Origin of the sequence: Aeromonas sp. 604176 (genome assembly GCF_049170755.1) — a bacterium.
GTDB lineage: Bacteria > Pseudomonadota > Gammaproteobacteria > Enterobacterales > Aeromonadaceae > Aeromonas > Aeromonas veronii_A.
On the sequence record NZ_JAAKNE010000067.1, the window covers coordinates 1 to 22,930 of the forward strand.

The 22,930-nt window shown below is 58.9% G+C and carries 20 protein-coding genes, 2 tRNA genes and 1 riboswitch; of the genes, 11 read left to right on the forward strand and 11 right to left on the reverse strand.

Translation table 11 applies throughout. The features are described 5' to 3' along the window. Together G5358_RS12975 and G5358_RS12980 are read left to right on the forward strand one after the other, a co-directional pair. Positions 1 to 1,140: DUF3656 domain-containing U32 family peptidase (locus G5358_RS12975; RefSeq protein WP_421324209.1), on the forward strand; the 1,140-nt coding region annotated here is incomplete at its 5' end. 51 nt (positions 1,141 to 1,191) lie between these two features. Then, on the forward strand, positions 1,192 to 1,608 hold the full coding sequence (locus G5358_RS12980) for an ASCH domain-containing protein (RefSeq protein ID WP_254204218.1): 417 nt from the start codon (positions 1,192 to 1,194) through the stop codon (positions 1,606 to 1,608). An 89-nt stretch (positions 1,609 to 1,697) separates the two neighbouring features. Here G5358_RS12980 and G5358_RS12985 read toward each other — a convergent pair whose 3' ends face one another. Next, entirely contained in the window at positions 1,698 to 2,180 is a 483-nt protein-coding gene (locus G5358_RS12985; protein WP_421324210.1) for a methylated-DNA--[protein]-cysteine S-methyltransferase, read from the reverse strand. Beyond that, positions 2,177 to 3,721, reverse strand: a complete 1,545-nt coding sequence (locus G5358_RS12990; protein ID WP_421324211.1) for an AlkA N-terminal domain-containing protein — start codon at positions 3,719 to 3,721, stop codon at positions 2,177 to 2,179. Before G5358_RS12990 ends, G5358_RS12985 begins: the two co-directional genes overlap by 4 nt. A 409-nt stretch (positions 3,722 to 4,130) precedes the next feature. Here G5358_RS12990 and G5358_RS12995 point away from each other — a divergent pair, with 409 nt between their 5' ends. The 6 genes from G5358_RS12995 to G5358_RS13020 all read left to right on the forward strand — a co-directional run bounded on the left by G5358_RS12995 (position 4,131) and on the right by G5358_RS13020 (position 7,996). Next, entirely contained in the window at positions 4,131 to 4,520 is a 390-nt protein-coding gene (locus tag G5358_RS12995) for a type IV pilin protein (RefSeq protein ID WP_005343572.1), read from the forward strand. A gap of 1 nt (position 4,521) precedes the next feature. Further along, on the forward strand, positions 4,522 to 4,941 hold the full coding sequence (locus tag G5358_RS13000) for a GspH/FimT family pseudopilin (protein ID WP_421244650.1): 420 nt from the start codon (positions 4,522 to 4,524) through the stop codon (positions 4,939 to 4,941). Next, complete coding sequence (locus tag G5358_RS13005; RefSeq protein ID WP_159143122.1) at positions 4,938 to 5,330, forward strand: type IV pilus modification PilV family protein; 393 nt, start codon at positions 4,938 to 4,940, stop codon at positions 5,328 to 5,330. Before G5358_RS13000 ends, G5358_RS13005 begins: the two co-directional genes overlap by 4 nt. Continuing rightward, positions 5,324 to 5,872, forward strand: coding sequence for a PilW family protein (locus tag G5358_RS13010; RefSeq protein ID WP_216979366.1), 549 nt, complete (start codon positions 5,324 to 5,326; stop codon positions 5,870 to 5,872). The genes G5358_RS13005 and G5358_RS13010 overlap by 7 nt, the downstream gene beginning before the upstream one ends. After that, complete coding sequence (locus tag G5358_RS13015) at positions 5,869 to 7,500, forward strand: DUF7305 domain-containing protein (protein WP_421324212.1); 1,632 nt, start codon at positions 5,869 to 5,871, stop codon at positions 7,498 to 7,500. Before G5358_RS13010 ends, G5358_RS13015 begins: the two co-directional genes overlap by 4 nt. 94 nt (positions 7,501 to 7,594) lie before the next feature. Further along, positions 7,595 to 7,996: a VOC family protein gene (locus G5358_RS13020; RefSeq protein WP_159143128.1), complete on the forward strand. Its 402-nt coding sequence runs from the start codon at positions 7,595 to 7,597 to the stop codon at positions 7,994 to 7,996. 135 nt (positions 7,997 to 8,131) lie between these two features. Here the strand turns inward: G5358_RS13020 and G5358_RS13025 are convergent, their stop codons facing one another. The 4 genes from G5358_RS13025 to G5358_RS13040 all read right to left on the reverse strand — a co-directional run bounded on the left by G5358_RS13025 (position 8,132) and on the right by G5358_RS13040 (position 11,721). Next, positions 8,132 to 9,610: a carboxypeptidase M32 gene (locus tag G5358_RS13025; RefSeq protein ID WP_088870002.1), complete on the reverse strand. Its 1,479-nt coding sequence runs from the start codon at positions 9,608 to 9,610 to the stop codon at positions 8,132 to 8,134. Between the two features lie 138 nt (positions 9,611 to 9,748). Then, positions 9,749 to 10,330: a DNA endonuclease SmrA gene (smrA, locus tag G5358_RS13030; RefSeq protein WP_139477016.1), complete on the reverse strand. Its 582-nt coding sequence runs from the start codon at positions 10,328 to 10,330 to the stop codon at positions 9,749 to 9,751. Positions 10,331 to 10,517: 187 nt separating this feature from the next. After that, positions 10,518 to 10,697 carry a DUF3149 domain-containing protein gene (locus tag G5358_RS13035; protein ID WP_005338733.1) on the reverse strand — a complete coding sequence of 60 codons (180 nt, stop codon included), beginning with the start codon at positions 10,695 to 10,697 and terminating at the stop codon, positions 10,518 to 10,520. Between the two features lie 121 nt (positions 10,698 to 10,818). Beyond that, on the reverse strand, positions 10,819 to 11,721 hold the full coding sequence (locus G5358_RS13040) for a TraB/GumN family protein (RefSeq protein WP_216951932.1): 903 nt from the start codon (positions 11,719 to 11,721) through the stop codon (positions 10,819 to 10,821). A gap of 88 nt (positions 11,722 to 11,809) precedes the next feature. Here G5358_RS13040 and G5358_RS13045 point away from each other — a divergent pair, with 88 nt between their 5' ends. After that, entirely contained in the window at positions 11,810 to 12,142 is a 333-nt protein-coding gene (locus G5358_RS13045; RefSeq protein WP_216951931.1) for a DUF1904 family protein, read from the forward strand. Between the two features lie 91 nt (positions 12,143 to 12,233). Here G5358_RS13045 and G5358_RS13050 read toward each other — a convergent pair whose 3' ends face one another. From G5358_RS13050 to G5358_RS13070, 5 genes are all read right to left on the reverse strand, one after another. Further along, positions 12,234 to 13,061, reverse strand: coding sequence for an SDR family oxidoreductase (locus tag G5358_RS13050; protein ID WP_216951930.1), 828 nt, complete (start codon positions 13,059 to 13,061; stop codon positions 12,234 to 12,236). 137 nt (positions 13,062 to 13,198) lie between these two features. After that, a complete protein-coding gene (locus G5358_RS13055) occupies positions 13,199 to 14,647 on the reverse strand; it encodes an OprD family outer membrane porin (protein WP_216951929.1) in 1,449 nt (482 codons plus the stop codon). A 497-nt stretch (positions 14,648 to 15,144) separates the two neighbouring features. After that, positions 15,145 to 17,082: a methyl-accepting chemotaxis protein gene (locus tag G5358_RS13060; RefSeq protein WP_216951928.1), complete on the reverse strand. Its 1,938-nt coding sequence runs from the start codon at positions 17,080 to 17,082 to the stop codon at positions 15,145 to 15,147. A gap of 105 nt (positions 17,083 to 17,187) precedes the next feature. Next, positions 17,188 to 18,072, reverse strand: coding sequence for a DMT family transporter (locus G5358_RS13065; RefSeq protein WP_216951927.1), 885 nt, complete (start codon positions 18,070 to 18,072; stop codon positions 17,188 to 17,190). A gap of 207 nt (positions 18,073 to 18,279) precedes the next feature. Next, positions 18,280 to 18,356: transfer RNA gene (locus tag G5358_RS13070), tRNA-Arg, on the reverse strand. Positions 18,357 to 18,812: 456 nt separating this feature from the next. Then, positions 18,813 to 18,900: riboswitch (cyclic di-GMP riboswitch) on the forward strand. 98 nt (positions 18,901 to 18,998) lie between these two features. Between G5358_RS13070 and G5358_RS13075 the strand changes: the two genes are divergently transcribed. Beyond that, positions 18,999 to 21,596 (forward strand): glycosyl hydrolase family 18 protein, encoded by a 2,598-nt coding sequence (locus tag G5358_RS13075; RefSeq protein ID WP_421324213.1) that lies wholly within the window; start codon positions 18,999 to 19,001, stop codon positions 21,594 to 21,596. A gap of 1,258 nt (positions 21,597 to 22,854) precedes the next feature. Further along, a tRNA-Ala gene (locus G5358_RS13080) sits at positions 22,855 to 22,930 on the forward strand.

The following is a 22,930-nucleotide window of genomic DNA, read 5'->3' on the forward strand; positions in this document are numbered from 1 at the left end:
GGGATCCGCTCCTTCAAGATTGAAGGGCGTCTCAAGGGGCTCGACTACGTCAAGAACGTCACCGCCTGGTATCGCCAGAAGCTGGACGCTATTCTGGATAGCCGCTCCGATCTGGTCGCCGCCTCTGCGGGTCGTTGCAGCTACAGCTTCACGCCTGACCCCAAAAAGAGCTTCAACCGCGGCAGCACCGATTACTTCCTCCATGGTCGCCAGCAGGGGATCGACTCCACAAAAAGCCCGAAATATGTGGGCGAACCGCTGGGGCGGGTCACCAAGGTGACCCGTGACGGTATCGAGATCGATGGCAAACAGGTCACCCTCAACAACGGCGATGGTCTCGGCTTCTTCAAGCCGAATAACGAGCTGGTGGGTATGCGTCTCAACAAGGTCGAAGGTAAGCAGTTACTCCTGTCAGAACGCATGCCGGGGCTGAAGGTGGGGACCGAAATCTACCGTAACCACGATCAGGCGTTCAGCAAGATGCTGGAGAAGGCGAGCGCGGATCGCCGCATCCGGGTCGATATGGTGCTGGCAGAGTGCGATGAGGGCGTGAGCCTCACGCTCACCGACGAGCAGGGCATCAGTGCCGCAGTGACCGTGCCTTGTGACAAACAGCCTGCCGACAACCCGGAGCGGGCGCTGCAACAGGCGCGTGACCAGCTCGGCAAACTCGGCAATACCCTGTTTGTGGCGCGCAAGATTGAGTTGGCATTTACTCACCCGCTATTTATCGCCGCATCACAGCTCAACGGTTTGCGCCGGGAGGGCATCGCCGCGCTGGAGGTGGCGCGAGTGGCCAGCTACCAGCGCCCCGAGCGACGTATCGCCCTGCGGGATATCAGCTATCCCCAGCACCGCCTCTCCTACCTTGGCAACGTGCTGAACAGCGCCGCCGAGCAGTTCTTCCGCGAACACGGGGTGGAGCGCATCGCTCCCGCCTATGAGGCGAACAAGGAGGAGCGGGAAGTGGTGCTGATGATCACCAAGCATTGCATCCGCTATAGCCAGAACCTCTGCCCGAACGAGGTGCCTGGTCTCAAGGCCGAGCCGTTGGAACTCAAAATGGGCAAAGACACCTTCCGCCTGCGTTTTGACTGCAACCGCTGCGAAATGCATGTGATGGGCAGCCTGAAACGGTGACTGACAAGTATATTGTCAAATGGCAATATAACTCATTGAATGGCTTGAGAGATGTTACCCATCCTTACGCTGGCTCTTACCATGACAGGAAAATACAAGGACGTATTGATGCTCGCACTTTCGATCGTGAGTCCGCATGGGGCAAATATTGCTTCAGGAAAGAAAACGTTGGAGGTGCGCTCATGGTGCCCTCAATACCTCCCTATTCGCGATCTTTTGATTGTTGAAAACTCAGTATTTTTATCTCGCGACATGCCGATTGACCCCTATGGTAAGGCCGTTGCGATCGTTGATATTGAGGAGATTCATGAGTGGCAGCCTAGTGAGGTCGTTGCCGCCTGTTCAAGTGGTTGGGAATCAGGTTATTGGGCATGGAGTCTGTCAAATGTTCGTGCCATTGAGAATGGTCAGTTCATCTGTGCAAAAAGAAAGCTTTACGAAGTTGATTTCGATCTTTCTGGGCTTTAGCCAATTCAACTAACAGCTTTCATTTAAAAAAGGTTTCACTGCGATCGAGTCCTTTACCTGTCCATGTGTTTATTTCTCTCAAGGGATTGTCACAATGGAAGCCGATCTGATTCCAGCGCCAGCAGCGCTTTTTTGATCTCCAATCCTCCCGCATAGCCGGTCAGGCTGCCGTTTTGGCCGATCACCCGATGGCAGGGAATGATGATCGAGAGTGGATTGCGGCCGTTTGCCGCGCCCACTGCTCGCACCGCATCCGGTTTGCCGATGGCTCGGGCAATATCGCTGTAGCTGCGGGTCTCGCCGTAGGGTATGTCGCACAACGCTTGCCACACCGCCTGCTGAAAGGCGGTACCACGGGCGGCAAGGGGCAGGGAGAAGCGCTGCAAGCGACCGGCAAAATAGGCGTCAAATTCGGCGAGGAAGGGGGCCAGTGCCCCGTGATCTTGCTGCCAGCCACTCATATCGGGCAGTGCCCGCAGGCCCGCCACAAAGTCCACGTGCACCAGACCGGATTCATTGATGGCGACCAGCAGATCGTCGCAGCGGGTCGGCAGGATATCGTAGCGGATCATGGGGTTATCTCCTGTTGTTGGGTATCTGGCTGTTGTTCATTGCTGGTGGCATGGAGCAGCAAATCGGGCGCTTCACTCATGGCATGCCACAGCCAGCTGGCCGCATAGCTGCGCCACGGCTGCCATGCTGCGCTTTGCGCCAACACCTCTTTTACCGGCAGCTTGGTGCCGCCGCCGAGTGCCTTTTGCAGCACCAGATCGGAAGCGGGGAAGGCATCGGTATCCAGCCCGCAGCGCAGCCGCCAGTAAGAGACCGTCCACGGGCCTATGCCCGGCAGCGCCAGCAACTGCTCGTCACTGGCTGTCGTGAGGGTCAGCTCGCCGCTGGCCAGCGCCTGTGCCACGCCGCGCAGGGTACGAATGCGGCTGCCGGGCATGCCGATACCGTCGAGATCGAGTTCGCACAACTGGGCGGGGGTCGGCAGTTGCGCCATCCCGAATTGCGCCTCGGTGCGAGCCACCAGCCGCCCGAGTATGGTGATGGCCCCCTTGACCGAGACCTGCTGGCCGACGATGGCGCGCAGCATCACCTCATACTCGTCCCAGCCACCCGGCAGCCGTACGCCGGGCCAGCGCGCCAGCAAGCGGGAGAGCAGAGGATCCTGAGCGAGCAGATCGCCGATCCGATGCATATCGGCATCGAGATCCCACATCCTGCGCACCCGATAGAGCAGATCGGGCAGCGCCGCGAGCGGCAGATCATGAACGGTGAGTTGCAGGCTGTGCCCCTTGCCCTGCGCGATGCGCACCAGCGCGACCTGATCACCGACCTGGTAGCGCCGCTCATACACCTCGCCATCTACTCGCTCCAGCCTGGGGATCGCACGCAGCCGGTAGAACGCCAGCATGGCCGCCACATCATACGGGGGACGGTAGGGCAACTGCAGCGTCAGCGTTGCGCCGCGCGGCTGATCGTTCATGTGCTCTGGCGCGTCACCGTGCTGCTCCTGCTGGCGCAGGGAGCGCGGGGCCAGTCCGTAGGCGTTGAGCCAAGCATCATTGAAGCGGCGGATGCTGGCAAAGCCGGCGGCAAACGCGATGTCGGTAATGGGCAGCCCAGTTTCAGTCAGCAGCCGTTTCGCGAGCAGCAGGCGGCGCGTCTGCTCCACCTGTTTTGGTGAGGCGCCGAGATGTTGCTCGAACTGGCGGCGCAGGGTGCGTTCGCTGATCCCTGCCTCAGTGGCCAGTTTGGCGAGCGTGCCCTCCGCCAGCTCTCCGCGATCGATGCGTGCCAGTAGACGTGCCAGTTCAACCGGCAGATCGCCACGGGCGGCGGGGGCCAGCTCAGGGCGGCAGCGCAGGCAGGGTCGCAGCCCATACTGCTCGGCGGCCGCGGCGCTTTGGAAGTAGCGCACATTGTGCTCGTGCGGTGGCCGTGCCGGGCAGACTGGCCGGCAGTAGATGCCGGTCGAGATGACGCCGGTAAAAAAACGGCCATCAAAGCGAGCGTCGCGGGCGAGCCGTGCGGCGTGACACTGTTCACGGCTGAGGGTGTTGATCACCTCATCCGGTGACGACTCTGGGCTGGGCTTTGCATTCATGGTGTTGGCGGCTTTGCTGGAATAGATGGCAAGAGAGTAAGGGGGCTCGGGGGCCATGACTAGCCAGAAACGGACAGGGATAGCAAAAATTGGCGAAAGGTTTTTTTACTCTTTCGTTGCACGGTTGGGTTTCACTCTTCGCTCCGTTGTTGTCCATTTGGCAATGCTCGGCAGAAGAGCTCATAACGGATGGGGTCGGAGGCTCGATTGGCCTAGCTTTATTTGCTTAGCGAGATTAGTGGCGGCGAAAACTGCTTATAAATTAATAACAGATCACATAATTATCTTTTTTACATTGAATGTGGTGATTTTGTGTTGTTCAATTGAGTCAGTTAATTTTTTGTGATTATTAAGTCATCACATCTGCGGCCCAAGGCCGACCAATAACAACACTTGCCAAGGATGATAAGTGAACGACTGTAAGGCATGGCCCCATTGCCGGGGGTTTAGTCTGATCGAGTTGTTGATTGCCATGACGGTTGTCAGCATTCTCGCGGCCATCGCGTTGCCAGCGTATCAGGGTTATCTGCAACAGGGACGTCGTTACGAAGCACAGCAGCAATTGCTGGAGCAGGCGCTCGCCCTCGAACGTATCTATACCCAACAGGGCCGTTATCCCGACACGTTTGCCACCCCTTCCAACACGGATTTTTACCAGTTCAGCTACAGCCAGCAAGATGCTGGCGACTATCTGCTCAAAGCCATTCCAACGACGCGACAACAGGATGAGTGCGGCACTCTGACCCTCGATCAGACCGGTTATCGCGCGGCCAATCGTCATGACTGCTGGGGATCATAAGATGAACGAGCGCGGATTTACCCTGATTGAGTTGATGATCACGGTCGGCATTGCCGCCATCTTGCTGCTGGTTGCAGTGCCCTCCATGAGTCAGCGGCTTGCGGCCGAGCGGCTCTCTCGCAGTGCGACCGAACTCGCTTCCGCCTACCGCTTTGCCCGCAGCGAAGCGGTCAAGCTGACCCTGCCGGTGGTACTGCAGGGCACCGAGAACGGTGGCTGGGAGGTGATGGCTGACAGCAAGTTGCTGCGTCAGGCGGCAGCACCTGCTGGCGGAGTGGTGATCAAACCGTTTGAGCCGATCCGGATCGCGCCAACCGGCAGCAGCAGCCACGCCGAGATCACTCTGGCCAATCGCCTCGGAGATCAGCGCGTGCTCTGTGTGGCGCCGAGCGGCCAGCTGCTGCACGGGAGCTGCTCATGAGACACACCGCGCCTGCTCGCCAGCAGGGTTTCAATCTGGTGGAGATCATGGTCTCCATGGTGTTGGCGGTGATGGTGTTTCTCGGTCTCGCCAAGGGGCAGGTGGTCTCGTTGCAGCAGGCGCACTATAGCCTGCAGAGTACGTTGGCCACGATTGAGGCGAGCAACAGTGTGGAGCAGATCTGGGGTTCGCTGTGCGAAGTGCAGCGCAAGCCGGAGCGGTTCACCCAGGGCGATTTTCTTGCCCGCTTCACCCTGCACGAGGGCCACCAGCTGGTGCTGCCTAGTCGCTACAGCGACCACTTTGTGGTCGCCATCGAGTGGCGTGATGCGCGGATCTCCGGTGCCAGGCGGGTTGAGCTGAACGCAGGGTTTCCGCCACTATGCTGAACGTTCCCTTCCGACAGCGAGGTGTCAGTCTCGTCGAGCTGATGATCTCCATGGTGCTCGGTCTGATGCTGATGCTGGCTATTTTTGCCGGTTACGTGCCTATCAAGAGCACGGTTGAGCAGAGCAAGGCGCTGGAGCAGGCGAACGAAGTGCTGCGCTTTGCCACTCTCACCTTTACCAACAGCGTCAAGCAGGCGGATCAGCTGATAGCGGTCACCCCTGATCGCCTGACGCTGGCTTTCAAGGTAGAGGGGGGCAGTCCGGTGCTCTCCTGCCTTGGCAACCAGAAAACCGCCGATTTTACCGAGCAGTACCGCTTCACGCCGCCGGTACTCAGTTGCGATGATGGGGATGGCCCGCGCCTGTTGCTGGCCCATCTTCAGGATCTTGAATTCGGCCAGCAGGGGGCGCTGGTCAATATCCGCATCTTGCCCGAAGGGCTGCCGAGCTATCTGGCGCCTGGGGTAGAGGTGCAGGTGGCACGCCGCAAGGCGGTCTGGGCGGCAGCGCTGGCCACATCCGGTGCAGGGGGAGCAGGATGAACAAGGGATTGCAGGGGCAGCGAGGAGCCGTATTGCTGGTGGTGCTGGTGGTGAGCCTGCTGTCGAGCCTGCTGGTGTTTACCAGCATTCAGGAGAACCAGCTGCAAACCCGCCTGAGCGGCAATTTTCACAAGAAGATCAATGCACAGCTCAGTGCCGAGCAGGGGATGAACGACAGTTATCGCGCCCTGCATCAGGCGCTCGGCGCCGAACCACGGATAGAGTGGGATCAACTGGTGCAGAAGGTGCCAGGCAAGGGGGAAGGGGCTATGGCGGGCAGCCGCTTTCGCATCGATCAGCTGGATGCTTCTACAGGCAGCAAACTGGCGTTGCAGAGCCATGGCCGTTATCTGGAGGGCAATGCCAGTCTCAACGCGCTGTTTGCCCTCAAGCGCGAGCCCGGCAATCTCATCTTTCAGGATTCGGTAGTGGCATGCGAAGGGCTAAGCCTCTCCGGTAGCGGTTTTATCGATAGTTATGACTCGCGCAAGGGAGCGTACAAGGAGTCTGTTTCCGGGACCCTTAATCAGGGGCAGAACGCCAAGGTGGCGACCGTCAGCGACAAGGCCAATGTAGTGCTCGCCGGGCACTCCCCCATCTGGGGTGATGTGCGGGCGACCGGCTCGGTGACCTTGAACGGATCTTCACCTGTTGCGGGTAATGTACTTGCTGGCGGCGACATCACCATTTCTCCCTCTGATGGAGTCGTCAGGGTGGAGGGCAGCGTAAACGGGAGTGGAAATTTTGCCTTGCAAGGGGGGCATATTGCCGGAGCTGTTGCGATCAATGGTGATGTTTCTATGGGTCATGGCACCAGCATTGCTGGCGACAAGTTGAACTATGGTGGGAACGGGGCATTCCTTGATGCCAAGCATCAGAAGTATCTGGATCCCCAATATCGCGCTCATCCCAAGCTACCGCCTGTGGCCGGGCAGGTGTGTGACCCGCTCAATGTGGCAGCGTTGCCCAAATCGTTCCCCCCTGCAACATTGCCCATCAATGGCCCGCTGACGCTCGGGGCCACCCAGCAGATGGTGCTGACCACGGATCCCTCCACCGGCTCGGTAACCAGCAGCAACCAGCACAAGCCCGGGCTACCGTTCCCCGGCAAAGGGGAGCTGTTTGGCAAGGAACAGACTATTTACAAGCTCGACAGCCTCAATATGGGGGCCGATGCCAAGCTCACCATCAAGGGGGATGTGGTGCTGCTGATCGACAAGGATTTCACCATGACAGGCAGCAACAAGTTGACGGTGAGCGAGGGGAGCAGCCTGACCCTGATCGTCAGCGGCAAGGTCGATCTTGGGGCCGGTGCCGAGGTGACGGCAGCCAAACAGGGGCTGACCGCTGGCGGTACGCCCGCTATCTCCATCTATTCCGCGTATAGCGGCAAGGATGGGGTCAAGCTGTCGGGCAATACGCCGCTCTATGCCGCTCTCTATGCCCCGCTCACCGAGATGAAGATCAGCGGAAGTGGCGGTCTGTACGGGGCGGTGCGTGCCAAGCACCTGACCGAGAGCGGTGCGGGCGGTGTGCACTATGACGAGGCGCTGGGCATGGCAGATCTGGGGGACGATCAGGGGCCGCCTCCGACGTTGGCACTGCGGCAGTGGCACTTTGTGCAGTGAGGCTGGCGAGCCGCTAAAAAGGATCGAATGGGGCGCGCAACTGTGAGAAGGTGGAGATCTGTCCACCCAGTCGTTCACTGTTGAGGAGTGCTCCATGCCAGGCCCAGCTCGTGCCGGTGCCCTGATCTATGCCAAGGATCCGGGCCTGCTGACCCACTTTTACCGTACATTGCTGCAGATGGTGGTCTGCAGTCAGGATGAGCAGTTGGTGGTGCTGGAAAACAGCGATATCCAGCTGCTGATCCACGCCATTCCCGAGCCTTATACCGGGCAAGTTGTTATCAAGCGGCCGCCGGAATTGCGGGAAGAGGGGGCCATCAAGCTGTTCTTCACCGTCTCCAGCCTCGCCTGGGCAGAAGCGAAGGCGGCGGATCTCGGCGGCGGCCTGCTGCCACAGCAGTGGACGGGGCCCGGCTTTGTGGTGCGCAACGCCTTCGACCCTGAGGGCAATATCCTGCAACTGCGCGAGTTGCTGGGTTCACCGGACCCCCTCTGAACCCTCTCTTTTTACAGCATGGTTGTGGCGGCGTGCTGTGCCATGCACCGCCATAAAAATGAACCGCCATAAAAACGGGGCCCTGTAGTGGTCAACTAAAAAGGGCCCCGTTCTGCTGTTAGCTTACTGCGCTCATTACTTCAGGTAGCGCTGTTCCAGATGCTGGCGCAGCCAGTGCGGGTTGAGCGCTTCACCGGTGGCGCGGCGCACCAGCTCGTCGGTGCTGTGCAGGCTCCCCTGTGACCAGATGTTGCGTCCGAGCCAGCCGAAGATCTCCGGCAAGCGGCCCGCTGCGATCACCTCCCCCATGCTGCCCAGCTCTTTTTCGAGGGCAAAACGCAGCTGGGCGGCATACATGGCGCCCAGGGTGTAGCTCGGGAAGTAGCCGAACGAGCCGTCGGTCCAGTGAATATCTTGCATGCAGCCATTGCGGTAGTTGCCCTTGGTGGAGAGTCCCAGCCACTGCTGCATCTTGGCGTCCCACAGCTCGGGGATGTCGGCCACCTCGATCTTCCCTTCCACCAGATCGCGCTCCAGCTCGTAGCGCAGGATAACGTGGGCCGGATAGGTCACCTCGTCCGCATCGACCCGGATAAAGCCCGGCTCGACCCGGCTGTAGAGCTTGGCCAGATTGTCCGGTGCAAATGCCGCCTGCTCGCCGAAGTGGTGACGAATGCGTGGTGCCAGCAGCGCGAGGAAGGCCGGATGATGGCCCAGCTGCATCTCGCAAAACAGGCTCTGGCTCTCGTGGATCGCCATGGAGCGCGCTTCGGCCACCGGCTGACCCAGCAGATGACGGGGCAGTCCCTGCTCGTAACGGGCGTGACCTGTCTCGTGCACTATGCCCATCAGGCTGGAGACAAACTCCTGCTCGTTGTAGCGGGTAGTGATCCGCACGTCGGTCGGCACGCCGCCACAGAAGGGGTGGCTGCTCACATCGAGCCGGCCGTGGGCGAAATCAAAACCGAGCAGTCCCATCACCTCCTGACCGAGCGCCTGCTGGGTGGGGATGGGGAAGGGGCCTTGCGGCAGCAGCAGGGCATCGCCCTTCTGCTGTTCACTCACGGTCTGGATAAGAGCCGGCAGCCAGCTGGCGAGATCGCCGAAGATCTGATCGAGCCGTGCGCTGGTCATGCCCGGCTCATAGAGCGCCAGCATGGCGTCGTAGGGGCGCACGCCAAGGGCATCGGCCCGCAGCTGCGCCACTTCACGGGAGAGTTTCACCACCTCCTCAAGATTGGGGGCAAAACCGGCCCAGTCGTTGTTCTTGCGCTGGCTGCGCCAGGCGTGCTCGCACTTGCTGCCAGCGAGCGACAGCGCTTCGACCAGCTCACCGGGCAGCAGGCTGGCATCTTGCCACTGGCGCTTGATCTCGCCGAGGTTGGCACGTTGCACTTCATCGAGCGGCTCACTCTCGGCCTTGGCAATCCAGTCGCCCAGCTCGGGAGCGGTGCGCTTCTGGTGGATCAGCAGACCGAGTTCGGCCATTGCTTCGGCGCGGGCATCGTTGCCCCCTTCCGGCATCATGGCCGCCTGATCCCAGCCGCAGATGGCGGCGAGGTGGCTAAAGCGGTGGATCTGCTGCTGATGTTGTTCAAGCTTTTGATATGACATGGGATTGTCCTTGTTATCGTCCCTGATGGTATGCAGCCCCGTACCTGGCATGATCGGGGCCGTTCGATGCTAACACCGCCGCTGTATAGTTGACCACCTTCATGCGGGCGGGCAAAAGACGTGGGAGCGAAACGCGGATTAGCCGAGCCGCTTCTGGTGCCGTTCGCGGTTTTCCACTTTTTTGCGTTCGCTTTTACGCAGCAGCACGTATAGAGCACCGCTGCCGCCGTGGCGACGCTCGGCGCTGTGGATCGCCATGACGGCGGGCAGTTGCGGCAACCAGGCGCTCACATAGCTTTTCAGCAGGGCGCGCGGGGTGCTGCGCTCCCCCTTGCCGTGCAGGATCAGCAGGCAGCGGATATCCCGGACTTCACAATCCGCAATGAACTGCACCAGCGTCTGGCGTGCCTCATTGAGGGTTTTCTGGTGCAAGTCCAGGCTGGCCTGCAGCTCGTATTTGCCGAGCCGCAGCTTCTTGTAGACCCCCTCCTGCACCCCATCGCGTTTGAAGCCGACGATTTCGTGCGGATCGCGCATCTCGATGGCCTCCATGGTGAGGTGGTCGAGGGCGAGTTGTTCGGCGGTGGCAGCCTGGCGGCGAGCGAGCTGTGCCTCGGTCGGGGCGGATTTGGCCGCATGGGGATGGATGTTGTCGCTGCGAATGGGCCGCACGTCGGCCACTTCATTCATGAATAGCGAGAGTTCGTCGTTATGAGACACGGCAGGCTCCCCATAAGAAAAAGTGGGGGCCATTATAACGGCCGCAACCGGCACAGAAAACGGGGAAAGGGGGAGGGGATAAGGGGCGCCCAGCATGGACACTGGTGCAGTCTGGCCCGGGAATCACAGTCGCGAACCATAAAACAGCACAGGCGGTCAGTGTGAGCTACCGCCTGTGGTCAGAGGATTATTTTCCCTCTTTGGGCTGTTGAGAATGGGGTTGCTGTGAATGAGGCGGTTGCGAGTGCATCACCTTGTAGATGAAGTAGGCCGCGTAAGAGCTGATGAGCAAGAAGGTGCCGATAATCACCAGCATCGACATCAATCCCACGCTGTTGCCAAACATCAGGTCCAGCCAAAAGTCCATTTTATTGCTCCTGTCACCCGGTTGATGACAGGCATGATAAATACCTCTTTGCCCCGTCCGGGATGATCCCGATCAACTCCCTTGCAGGTTGTTTAATAACCAGCGCGTTCTGTGATCGTTCTCACTGGACTCCTTGCGACCGAGTCTGCACCGGACCTGGAGTGGTGAGCGGGGTAATGCGCCACCCTTGCTGCTCCAACAACGCCAGCAACCCCTGTTCGCCGTAAAGGTGCAGGGCGCCTACCACGATAAAGCTCTCGTTGGGCAGGGTGGACCATTTTTTCAGCCAGTTATGGTTGCGCTCGGCCAGCAGGGTCTGCTCCATCCAGCTCTGTAGCGCGGGCGGGGCCATCTCCTCCTTGAGCAGATTGATCAGCGTTGGCTCATCTCCCTGCTGCCACGCCTTCATCACGGCGGCGAAACCACTCTCCAGCATTGGTAGCTCATCCAGGGTGCTGGCGAGCATCAGGGTCTGGTTGTCACCCACGCTGGCCAGATAACCGAGCTGCTCCAGCAGGGTTTCAAAACCCACTACCGGTTTGCCCTCTTTGGCGGCCCGGACGGCAAAGTGCTGGTCTATCCCGAGTTCACTCTTGAAGTCGGAGCGGGCCATGGCGGCCTGGGTCAGGGTAATGGCGGCAAACCAGGGGCGCAGGGTGGCGAGGGTAGCCTCGTCGATGCCATAGCGGGCCCCCGCCATCAGGGTGCGTTGATAGAGCTCGGCAGGCAGATGATCCTTGAGCGGTTTGCCATCCACCAGTCGGGTGAGGGAGCCGGTCTGTTGCCACTGATCCGGCGTGATGCTGTTCATGTCCACCTCCATCACCAGTGTGCGACTCTGCAGCCAGGCACGCTCCACCGGCTCGGGCAGAGGATAGAGGGCAGACTTGCCCGCATGGATGGAGCCCAGCAGCCAGTGTTGCAGGTTGCCCTTGCTCACCCGATAGAAGGCGGGATCGGCAAAGGCGTGCAGCGGTAGCAGCAGGCAGAGCAGGAAGGCAAAGAGGGTGCGATGAAATCTCATGGGGATCCTTAATGTGCGCCGGGTGACTTCTCTTGCTGACAATAACCCCTATGATAAGTCCTCATTTCAGATAACCAAGAGGTTTGCCATGCCCCATCTTCGTTTTCGCGCCGTGACGCTCGATACCCTGCAACAGGTGAGCGGCCCGCTGCTGGCCGAGCTCTGCGAGCTGACCGGCGGTAAGCCGGAGTTTGTCACCATGGAGCGGATTGATAGCTGCTGGATACGCAACGGTGAGTCAGAGGTGGGTTTTCCGTTTGTCGAGCTGCACTGGTTCGAGCGGCCGCAGGAGATGCAGGACGCCGCCGCGCGCCTTATCACGCGCCATTTGAAACGGGTGCTGGGGGAGCAGACCTATGTGGTGGTGCAGGTGATCCCTCTGGTCAAGAGCGCTTACTACAGCAACGGTGAGCACTACTGAAGAGGGGGACAAACCAGGTTGGCGGATTGGATTACACCGCTATACAGCTAACTCAATCCGGGCGGCAGGATGCTTGTCGCCCATCACGGGATCAGGCCGATTTGGCCAGCAGTTTGTCGAGCCAGCGAGTGGGCAATACCCGTCGCAAGAAGGCAAACAGCCGGGTCGGAGTGGTCACCGGATAGCGTGCCTTGGGATGGGCGTGGGTCAGCGCATGGAGCAGCGGCGGGATGCAGGCTTCGCTCGAGAGGGTAAAGCCGCTGGTGGCCCCCTCTTTTTCCAGCCGCGTCAGGGTCTGGCGGTAGGCCGACTGATGACGGCTCTGAGCCGGATCGATGTGGCGCAGGAAGGCGTTGCGAGCATTGGCACGAAAACGGGTATCGATGGGGCCCGGTTCAATCAGGCTGATATGTACCCCGCTACCCGCCAGTTCGAGGCGCAGAGTGTCGCTATAACCTTCCAGCGCAAACTTGCTGGCGTTATAGGCGCCGCGATACTTCATGGCAACCAGTCCCAGTACCGAGCTGTTCTGCACTATCCGCCCCTCTTTGGCCTCCAGCATAGGCGGCAGCACCTGACGGATCAGATGGTGCCAGCCAAACAGGTTGGTATTGAACTGTTCCCTGAGCGCTTCGGTGGGCAGATCTTCCAGCGCCCCGGGTTGGCCATAAGCGCCATTGTTGAACAGGCCATAGAGGCGCCCGCCTGCCAGATGGAGCGCCGCACTGGCACCCAGCTCGATGGAGGCAGAATCCGCCAGATCCAGCTGTACTGCCAGCAATCCCTGTTGCTGCAGACGGGCCACATCTTCCGCCTTGCGCGCCGAGGCGATCACGGTAAAACCGTGCTGCCCGAGCGCCTGTGCGGCGGCGAGGCCAATACCGCTGGAACAACCGGTGATCAAAACAAAACGGGGCATGATGGCGTCCTTGTGACTGCTGACAAAAGCGTGCTGGTGAGTGGATAAAACCCTTATCCGGCTCGCATGTTAGCCTGCCAACCGGAAAAAAGAAAACCGGGCCAAGTGGCCCGGTTTGCTGACATCGTATTGCCTGATTACATGAAGGTAAGCGGCATGATGATGTGGAACTTGACGTCGTGCTCGGAGGCGAAGATGTTGGGGTAATCGGTCCAACCGCCGCCCTGGCTGATGTCGTTGTTGTAGTCGGTGTAGTGCAGTTTGAACAGGGTGCCTTTCAGCTTGCCATCCTGCACGGTATAGCTGACATCGAAGTTGACGGCCCACTCGGTATCCTCGCCGTTGGCTGCTTTCTTGCCTTGGCCATTTTCGATATCCCAACCGTAGGCGCCGGATACACCGACAGCCCAGCCCGGCGCACCAACCAGATCATCCAGAGAACGGGTCACGCCGAAGAACAGTGCTTTTTCGTTGTTGGCGTTCCAGTCAGAGCGGGAATCCCACCAAATTTCGTTGGCGCCCTGGGAGTTGGCGTAGCCACGGGTCAGACGGGGCAGGTAGTTGCCTTCCGCACCTTCAGCCTTGGTCCACAGACCTTCCAGACGGAAGCCGTATTGGGCGTAGTTCCAAGCAGCAGTCAGTGCTTGTTGCCATGCCAGGCCGTCGTAAGTTTCAATCTGGGAGCCGCCCTTGGTGTAGGTCTCGGTCTCGGAACCGTAGAACTGGTAGCTGGTGGCGAGGCCGCCCAGTACGTCAAACTTGTGAGCCAGTTTGAAGTGGTAGCTGTCCATGTAGCCTTCGGACTGACCGAAAGAACCGGTCACGGCAGTGCCATTTTCAAAGGTGTAACGAGCCGCGATACCGTGGATATAGTCGATGATGTTTTCATCAGCGAACGGATCCATCCACGCTTTGGCGCGAGAGAAGACCTGAGTCTCTTTGTACCAAGGGGCCTTGTACTCGTCAGCGATGGCGTAGGTCAGGTAGAGACCGCCAAAGTTGCCTTCGACTTGACCACCACGATAGGTACCCGGCTGATAGGACCAGTTAACACCGATTTGGCCAGGGACATACAGCTGGGTGTAACCACCCTTGGCAGTCACACCGCCGTCCAGGAATTTCAGCTTCAGAGCTGCGTTGGAGAGGCTGAAGCCACCCTCGGGAGAGCCATCTTTGTAGTTGTTGCCCCAGGAGTTGCCTGCAAAGGAGAATTCGTTCTCCTGGTTGACCGGATGGTTTTCGGTAACGGCCAGGTCATAGGCACCGAAGCCGCCCAGATCCAGACCAACAGTGTCCCAGGCATAACCGGAGTTGAAGTTGAGAGCTGCCTGGACGGTGGAATGGCTCAGGTTGGACTGGTACTTGCCTTCTTTCTTGGCGGCAGTCGGGTCACCATCGATGCGCTGACGATCACGCTGGAAGTAGAACAGGCCACCGGTCAGTTTGGAGTCTTTTACGAAGGTTTCATAGGACTGGCCATATTCCGGGCTCATCATATCCTGGGCTGCCAACGCCATGCCGGGGGCGACCAGAGCGGCTACCACAGCGGCACTCAAAGCGGCGCGCTTGAAGATCACTTTTTCCATTTTTATTGCTCCTGATTTTATGGACTTAGCTTTTTTCCGGCAGCTGGCATCGGGCCTACCGCTCGGTATTGGCATTGCAATCAAAACCCCGAAGGGCAAAAAATCTTCTCTTGGCTACCTGCAAACCCGGATGTCTTGGCACATCTGTAGTTGGCAGTCCTGATCATCACATGTTGTTTTTTTTGTTCCGATTCTTGGCTATCGGACAACTCCAAGAGTACGTTCGCGGTGCGAAATATCAATGAAAAGTTCCCTCAACGTTTCAAAAGTATGACCGAGTGCAAATAATCATGGGCAAGGTCGTAAACAGCCTCATGGCAGGTATCACGGTAATGAGAGCGTTTTCTTGGAGGTGTGGCCAGCGCCGGTGCGGGTTTTCATCAGATACGGGGGAAGGGAAGCTGTTAACCTGCAGGCAACATATAATTTTGTGCTACAAAAAAACTTTCCCTCTGGTCGAGGGAAAGTGAATTGGTGGGGATGTGGGGCGAATAGGGTCAGCCTTGCTGGCCGAGGATGCGGGGGATCTGTTGCGCCTGATGGTGGATATGGGACGAGACCTGCACCGAGAGCTGACTCACCTGACGGGCATGCTGATGGATACGGGCGATAAGATCGGCAAAACTGGCCAGTTTGTGTTCCTGACTTTTGGCGTTGTCGGCCCCCTGCAGGGCGATCACTGCGGTGTTGCGGGCGATCTCCCTCACCGCCTGGGTAGTCTGGCGCAGTTGTTCCGCCTGTGCCCGCTGGCGGCTTGATTCGCTGGTGATCCGGTTCAGTACAGTGCCAAGCTGTTCACCGGATTGGGTCAGACGCCCCAGAATATCGGTGATCTGGTTGAGGGACTGCTGGGTATTGGCAGAGAGGTGGCGCACTTCATCGGCGACCACGGCAAAGCCGCGTCCCTGTTCCCCTGCGCGGGCCGCTTCGATGGCGGCGTTGAGGGCCAGCAAGTTGGTCTGCTGAGCGATATGACCGATCACATCGACAATGGCCGTCACATCGGCAACCGAGCGGGTGAGGGCTTGCAGCGCCTCATCGCTCTCGTCAATCGCCAGTCCTGTCTGATGAGTGGCGTGCAGCATGCTCCCCACCAGATCTTCGCTCTGGCTCATCGCCTGTTCGTTATGGTGGGCATGCTGGGCGATGTCGGCGGCGACCTGATGGACCTCTCCGGCCAGCAGGTTCAGCTCATCCATCATCTGGCCGCTCTCGTCGACCACCTGTTCGGTGGTGCGGGTGCTGTGGTGGATCTCGTCAACCTGACTGACCATTCCTTGCAGACTGAGGGATACCGCTGACAGCTGCCCCTCTTTCTGTTGCTGGTCCAGTTGCAGGCGACCGATCAGCCGATTGTAGCTGGCAACAATATCGGCCAGCTCGTTGCGATCGCGCCCGGCAGGCAACGGCTCGGCCTGCCCCGTCTGATCGAGCTGCAGAAAGGCTCCACGCAGTCGCAACAAGGGGGTGAGCAGCCAGCGTCGTTGCACCAGCGCAAACAGCAGGGCGACTATCACCAGACAGAGCGCCAGCGTGCCGAGGATGGTGGCCAGCTCCTGATTGACGGCTTGCCGTTCGTGGGCAAGTAGTTCCCCCATCTGTCTGGTCGCTTGCAACATGGCCATGATGTCTTGCTGCACGGTCTGGCGGCCAGCCTGTTGTTGCTGAAGCGCCGTGCGGCTGTTGGCCAGCTCCTGCGGATAGCGGCCCAGCAGCGAGCGTAATTCGCTGCGTGGTTGATCTCCCAGCTCCTTGCGCACCGGCTCCCCCAGCGTGAACTCATCGGCGGGCGCCTCTTCATACAGGCCGATCAGCGGCAAGGCTTGCAGTGCTTGCGCCTGTTTTTGCAGTGCCTCCAGCTCGAAGCGGATCCCTTCGAGCAGCTTTTCATTGCCCTGCTCCATATAGCTTTGGCGCAAATGGGCGAGGCGCGGCAGGCCCGCCAGGATCTCGGCCGCACCGCTGCGATATTGTTGTGCCGCGGCAGATTGTTCTGTGCTGGCACCTTGCTCCCCATAGCGGATCAGCGCCATGGCCTGGCTGCCCAGCTCACTCTCCGCATTTTGCAGCAGCAGCTGGCTGTTGCCCGAGAGCTTGCCTGCGGCCTGATAGTCGTGTGCGATGCGCTGCCCCATCTGTTCGAGTTGCTGCCTGAGCGGGGCCGCCACGGCATCATCCTGAGTGGTCAGCGAGGAAAGCGCTTGCTGGCGGATCTTCTCCGCAGCGGTCAGTTGCTGTGGATCGCCGCTGTTGAGGTAGTCACGCAGGCTGTTTTGCAGGGTCACTGTCACCAGTTGTTGCAGCGTCTCGTGCTGATGCTGGGCCTGATTGGTACGGGCAAGCTGTTGCCAGCCGTGGTAGAGGGCCAGCGCCTGTCCTCCCGCGACCAGTAACAAAACAAGGGAGGAGAGGGTGGCGTAATGGGCGATTTTCACGGGGTAATTCCTGTCAGCACAGACCATGGGGGAGCGTGGCCAGAGCCTAAACAGGGATGATGGCGTTTTTATGACAGCATGGTCAGGTGGTCCTATCTTGCCGGCTTAACTGGCTGGGGATACCTGAGCGCTGTTGCGTTGGCCAAGCATACCGAGCAGGGCGCCTCCCATGATAAGTGCACCGGCCAGCAGATGGCGCGAAGTCAGCGTTTCTCCATTGAGCAACACCAGCAGCAAGGTACTCAGCAGCGGTGTCAGGTAGGCAAGGGCACCGATCCGGCGTGGATCGCCGTCTCGCAGTGCCAGATACCAGGTCACAAAGGCCGCCCCCATAGGGCCCAGCGCCAGCCCGATGATCAGCCACCAGTCACTGGTGGGGATCTGCGCGAGCGGCAGGGGCCCCTCCAGCAGACGGGCAAGCAGCAGCGCCAGCAAACCCGCGGGCAGACAGGCTGCCGCAGTGACCACGGCGGGGGCTGGCGGCAGACGGCGTGATAATACCGAGTAGGCTCCCCAGACGACAGCTGCACCGAGCGCCAACAGGTATCCCGGCAGATAGGTCTGTTGCAGTTGCAGCTCGCCATTGACCATCACCAGCATGGAGCCCGCCAGACCAAAGGCGCCAGCCAGCAGATGACGGGCATGGAGTGGATGGCCGGGCAACAACAGCGGGGTGAACAGAATGATGCAGAGCGGCCAGAGGTAGTTGATGAGGTTGGCCTCCAGCACCGGGGCATGGCGAAAACTCATAAAGAGCAGCAGATGGTAGAGCAGCAATGCCGTAACCGTCACCAGCCAGGTAATAGGACGAGCGCGCCATTGGCGCCAAAACGGCAAGGCCCCGACCCCGCAGAAAAACAGCACCAGCCCGACCAGCACCAGTGGTGACACGCTGGTGACCCGTGACGTCAGCGCCGCCAGTGAGGCCCATAGCACAATGGTCAGCAGTGCAAAACCGGTGGATCTATCCCACCAGGAACATCCGGACATCCAACACTCCTTTGCAAGATGAAGCTGCTGGCTTTGCCGTAGGGCTCAGCCAAAAAAAGCAGTCTATCAGAGAGAGGAGAGATGCCGAATGCCGCGTGAATACAATTACTTGTGACTTGGTGAGAATTTTGATGGTGCAAGCAGAGTGCTGCTGGACGTCGAACGAATCGCCAAAGAGATGAGTGAATGCGAAAAGGGGATGATGGGTGGCGTCCCAGGCAGGATTCGAACCTGCGACCTCGCCCTTAGGAGGGGCGCGCGCTATCCAGCTGTGCCACTGGGACGTGCGGGCATTATATAAAAATGCCAATAAAAATAAACAACTGCGTATGTCTGTTTATCCAGTTGCTTACATTCTGGCCGGATTGTACGTTTGTGCTCTGGGGGTCAGATAAACAAGTTTGTGGTGTCTGAATAAGAAGGGGTGGGGGGAGGAAGATACTGGTATGCAATAAATTGACTTTTAATTCACTTGTTGCCGTGAGGTATGGCTACCTCTTGTTGTGTTGTGCCACAGGTATTGAGCTTTTGTCGTTTTATTTTGTTTTAGTGAAATATTTAGCTTAATCAGTTGGGTAGCTATTAATCATGGCCAATGCTCCCTTGTATTTTAAAGATGAATCATGAAGCTATGGCTCAGCGTCAGGTACGGCCAGTAGCGGGTTTGGAATGGTCTTGTTTGCTTAGTTATATAAATTGCCATAGAGTTAATTCGCGATTAGTTATCGCCGAAAATAAAGTTGTGACAAGGGCAAACCGATTGAAAAGTCGGGACGCAAAGCCTCCGGTCTAAAGGCGTTGTTGAGCTGGGATAGCGGGGCCACCACAGTGTTATGCTGGCTGCCTTTGCCAAGGGGTAGTCGTGTTTGTGTTGCCTGTCGTGTTGTGTTGCCCTTTCGTTTGTCCATAACGTAAAGGAAAACAATATGCTAAGTCCAAAACCCGCATTGCTGGCCATGATGGTCGGCTCCCTGCTTGCCTCATCTGCCGTTTATGCGGCTGCGCCGGGCAAGCCCACCATCGGCTGGGGTCCCATCAAGTTCGCCATTGTTGAAGTGGATCAGGCGGCAACCTCCTACAACAATCTGGTCAAGGTCAAGGATGCCGCCGATGTGGAGGTGAACTGGAACCTCTGGAGCGGTGACGTCGGCCAGACTGCCAAGGTACTGCTTGATGGCAAGGAGGTGTGGTCTGGCCCCTCTGCTGCTGCAGGCACGGCCAAATTCAAGGTGAACAAAGGTGGGCGCTACCAGATGCAGGTGGCCCTCTGCAATGCCGATGGCTGTACTCTCTCTGATGCCAAGGAGATCGTGGTCGCCGATACCGATGGCAGCCACCTGGCGCCGCTAAAGGCCGCGTTGCAGGAGAACAACAAGCCCTACGCCAACAAGTCCGGCAAGGTGGTCGGTACCTACTACGTGGAGTGGGGCGTCTATGGTCGCAAGTTCACAGTGGACAAGATCCCGGCCCAGAACCTGACCCATATCCTCTATGGTTTCACCCCCATCTGTGGCGGGGATGGCCTCAACGATAGCCTCAAGGAGATCGAAGGGAGCTTCCAGGCGTTGCAACGTGCGTGTGCCGGTCGTGCCGACTTCAAGGTTGCGATCCACGATCCTTGGGCCGCCGTTCAGATGCCGCAAAGTGGCCTGACTGCCTATGACGAGCCTTACAAGGGTAACTTCGGTGCCCTGATGGCGCTCAAACAGGCTTACCCTGACCTCAAGATCCTCCCCTCCGTCGGCGGCTGGACCCTTTCCGACCCCTTCTACTTCCTCGGTGACAAAACCAAGCGCGATACCTTCGTCGCCTCGGTCAAAGAGTTCCTGCAGACCTGGAAATTCTTCGATGGCGTGGACATTGACTGGGAGTATCCGGGCGGACAGGGTGCCAACCCGAAGCTGGGTAGCCCGAGTGATGGTGCCACCTACGTGGCCCTGATGAAGGAGCTGCGCGCCATGCTCGACGAGCTGGAGTCGCAGACTGGTCGCCAGTATGAGCTGACGTCGGCTATCGGGGCCGGGGGGGACAAGATCCAGGATGTGGACTACAGGGCGGCCCAACCCTATATGGACCACATCTTTATGATGACCTACGACTACAACGGCGCCTGGAGCAACACCGAGTTGGGCCACCAGACTAACCTCTACGCGGCGAGCTGGGATCCCGATACCAAGTACACCACCGACAAGGCAGTCAACCTGATGCTGGCGCAAGGGGTTGACCCCGGCAAGCTGGTGGTCGGTGCCGCCATGTATGGCCGTGGCTGGACTGGCGTGAGCGGCTATCAGGGCAACAACCCCTTCACCGGCAAGGCGACCGGCAAGGTGAAAGGCACCTGGGAAGATGGCGTGGTCGATTACCGCGACATCGTCAACAACCGGATGGGAGCTGGCTGGGAGAAGAGCTACGACGAGGTGGCCGAGGCTCCCTATCTGTTCAAGGCTTCGACCGGCGATCTCATCACCTATGACAACGACCGCTCGGTCAAGGCCAAGGGGCAGTATGTGCTAGCCAACAAGCTGGGCGGCCTCTTCTCCTGGGAGATTGATGCCGACAACGGCGACATCCTCAATGCCATGCACGAGGGGTTGGGTCACGGCGAGGGAACCACTCCGCCAGCTAACAAGCCGCCGGTGGCCAACGCGGGCAGCGATCTGAGTGTCACTGGCCCGACCGAGGTGACGCTGAATGGTTCCGCGTCCCACGACGCGGAAAATGGCGCCCTCACCTATAGCTGGAAGCAGGTATCCGGCCCGCAGGCCACCCTGTTTGATGCCACTCAGGCCAAGGCCCGCGTTGTACTCGATGCCGTGTCCACCGACATCAATCTGGTGTTCGAGCTGACAGTGACCGATGACCAGCAGTTGAGTGCCAAGGATCAGGTGGTGGTCACCAACAAGGCGCCGCAGCCCAACCTGCCGCCACTGGTGAGCCTGCCGGCTACCGCTTCCGTGGAGTCTGGCAAGCAGGTGACCCTCAAGGCGACCGCGTCTGACCCGAACGGTGATCCGCTCACCTATCAGTGGACGGTACCGGCCGGCCTCACCGCCAGCGGTCAGAACAGTGCCACCCTGGTGGTCACCGGCCCGAGCGTCACCAGCGACACCGCCTATGACCTTAGCCTCACCGTCTCCGACGGTGGGTTGGATGCCAGCGCGGCAACCCGTCTGACGGTCAAGCCGGTCAGCGGTGGTGGCGGTTGCTCGGCCACCGATCCGGATGCGGCCAACTGGCCTGCCTGGCAGGCGAGCAAGGTCTACAACGGCGGTGACAAGGTGAGTCACAACCAGCTGGTGTGGCAGGCCAAGTATTGGACTCAGGGCAACGAGCCGAGCCGTACCGCAGATCAGTGGTTGCTGGTGAGCAAGGTGCAACTGGGTTGGGATGCCAATGTAGCTTACAACGGTGGCGAGGTCACCACCCATAATGGGCGTCAATGGAAAGCGCAATACTGGACCAAGGGCAACGAGCCCGGCAAACACGACGTCTGGCAGGATGTGGGGGCCGCCAGCTGTAAATAAGGCTTGAGTTGTGGCGGGGCATGCTGGTCATGCCCCGCTTTTGCAACCCGCGGCGCTGAACATTGGTTGCTCTGCCAATCCCTCTTTTTCTGCTCTGTCTTGTATCCGGTCAGGCCGACTTGTGGTGCCGGCATGAAGGCTCTCCCCAAGTGATGGCTGCACTGCTCTCTGATAAGGTGTGAACCTGATTCGTGGTAACCTTTCCGCTGTTGTAATTACACTGCTGGAAAGTCTGCGGCCGAATATTTTCAGGTTGCCCGAGAGGCGAGCATCCCGCTGTTGGCGAGACAGGCCAGCGGGTCGGTATCGCCAGGATGAGGGCTTGCTCAACTTCGCTTGCTCTTTTTAAATCTCTGTCCGTCGTCATGCTGTCCCTTCATGCAGTACCTAATCGACGGCATTTGGCTGTTGAACAAGGATGGCAAGCATTATAGCCAGCTTCCCGGATGCTGGTGTTATCCAAGCCAGCGCTCCCGGCAAGGGGATTTCATGGTGTCATACCTGGATCAGGCCGAGATCCTGCAATGAGCCGATGCAATAAAAGATGGGGCCTGCGGGCCCCATTCTTGTTTGGTGGAGTTCAGGTTTGGCCGTGGAACATCTGGCCCGGACAGGACAGCGCCTCGAGAGGGCTGTGTGATGATGTGTGTTGTAGTTTTATTACGTTTTCCGTGAAAGACTTTCAGCAATTATTTGCCGTAGCGGAAGTAGTATTCACGGGTGGAGGGGGCATAGGCATCTTTCTCTACAACGCCGTTCTTGGTGGTTGCACCGCGCAGGTGGAACAGGACTGCCAGATTCTCAAACATGGTTTACCTCATCGCTCTGTCATTTATGGTTATGGTGTGTGACTTGGGTCACGGTTTGATCCTATGGTCATTTGTGAGCCAGATCAACTTTCTGTGTTGTAAATTTACAAAAATCATGGAAAGGGTTTTCAAATGCAATGCCCTTTATGGAAAGGCTTTCCCGAGGTGACGGGGGAGAAGCTGATTACCTGCCAGCATAGAGAGGTCTGAGAGCGGGGGCGTTGCATGGGGAAAGAGGCTTGCTGCACGGCCTCTCCTGTATAGGTGCTTGAGCCGATTTGTGACATAAAACAGAGAGATAGCACGCGCCTTGCTGGTAAAAACAGCGAACTGCTGCAATTTTGACTAAACGAATCAGTCGCGGTTATTTTAGGGTTGACAGCAAAGCGGGTGATGCCTATCATGCGCCTCCGTTGCCGGAGATAACTTCGTCAGCGCCGAGGTGAGTTGGGGTTATAGCTCAGCTGGGAGAGCGCTTGCATGGCATGCAAGAGGTCCGCGGTTCGATCCCGCGTAGCTCCACCA

What these genes read in the sequence shown, in the direction of transcription:
- G5358_RS13055 (WP_216951929.1), bottom strand. Translation starts at nt 14,647, where the DNA reads ATGGAAAAAGTGATCTTCAAGCGCGCCGCTTTGAGTGCCGCTGTGGTA.
- G5358_RS13035 (WP_005338733.1), bottom strand. Translation starts at nt 10,697, where the DNA reads ATGGACTTTTGGCTGGACCTGATGTTTGGCAACAGCGTGGGATTGATG.
- G5358_RS13010 (WP_216979366.1), top strand. Translation starts at nt 5,324, where the DNA reads ATGCTGAACGTTCCCTTCCGACAGCGAGGTGTCAGTCTCGTCGAGCTG.
- G5358_RS13050 (WP_216951930.1), bottom strand. Translation starts at nt 13,061, where the DNA reads ATGCCCCGTTTTGTTTTGATCACCGGTTGTTCCAGCGGTATTGGCCTC.
- G5358_RS13020 (WP_159143128.1), top strand. Translation starts at nt 7,595, where the DNA reads ATGCCAGGCCCAGCTCGTGCCGGTGCCCTGATCTATGCCAAGGATCCG.
- G5358_RS13005 (WP_159143122.1), top strand. Translation starts at nt 4,938, where the DNA reads ATGAGACACACCGCGCCTGCTCGCCAGCAGGGTTTCAATCTGGTGGAG.
- G5358_RS13040 (WP_216951932.1), bottom strand. Translation starts at nt 11,721, where the DNA reads ATGAGATTTCATCGCACCCTCTTTGCCTTCCTGCTCTGCCTGCTGCTA.
- G5358_RS12980 (WP_254204218.1), top strand. Translation starts at nt 1,192, where the DNA reads ATGTTACCCATCCTTACGCTGGCTCTTACCATGACAGGAAAATACAAG.
- G5358_RS12985 (WP_421324210.1), bottom strand. Translation starts at nt 2,180, where the DNA reads ATGATCCGCTACGATATCCTGCCGACCCGCTGCGACGATCTGCTGGTC.
- G5358_RS13065 (WP_216951927.1), bottom strand. Translation starts at nt 18,072, where the DNA reads ATGTCCGGATGTTCCTGGTGGGATAGATCCACCGGTTTTGCACTGCTG.
- G5358_RS13045 (WP_216951931.1), top strand. Translation starts at nt 11,810, where the DNA reads ATGCCCCATCTTCGTTTTCGCGCCGTGACGCTCGATACCCTGCAACAG.
- G5358_RS13015 (WP_421324212.1), top strand. Translation starts at nt 5,869, where the DNA reads ATGAACAAGGGATTGCAGGGGCAGCGAGGAGCCGTATTGCTGGTGGTG.
- G5358_RS13025 (WP_088870002.1), bottom strand. Translation starts at nt 9,610, where the DNA reads ATGTCATATCAAAAGCTTGAACAACATCAGCAGCAGATCCACCGCTTT.
- G5358_RS13075 (WP_421324213.1), top strand. Translation starts at nt 18,999, where the DNA reads ATGCTAAGTCCAAAACCCGCATTGCTGGCCATGATGGTCGGCTCCCTG.
- G5358_RS13000 (WP_421244650.1), top strand. Translation starts at nt 4,522, where the DNA reads ATGAACGAGCGCGGATTTACCCTGATTGAGTTGATGATCACGGTCGGC.
- G5358_RS12990 (WP_421324211.1), bottom strand. Translation starts at nt 3,721, where the DNA reads ATGAATGCAAAGCCCAGCCCAGAGTCGTCACCGGATGAGGTGATCAAC.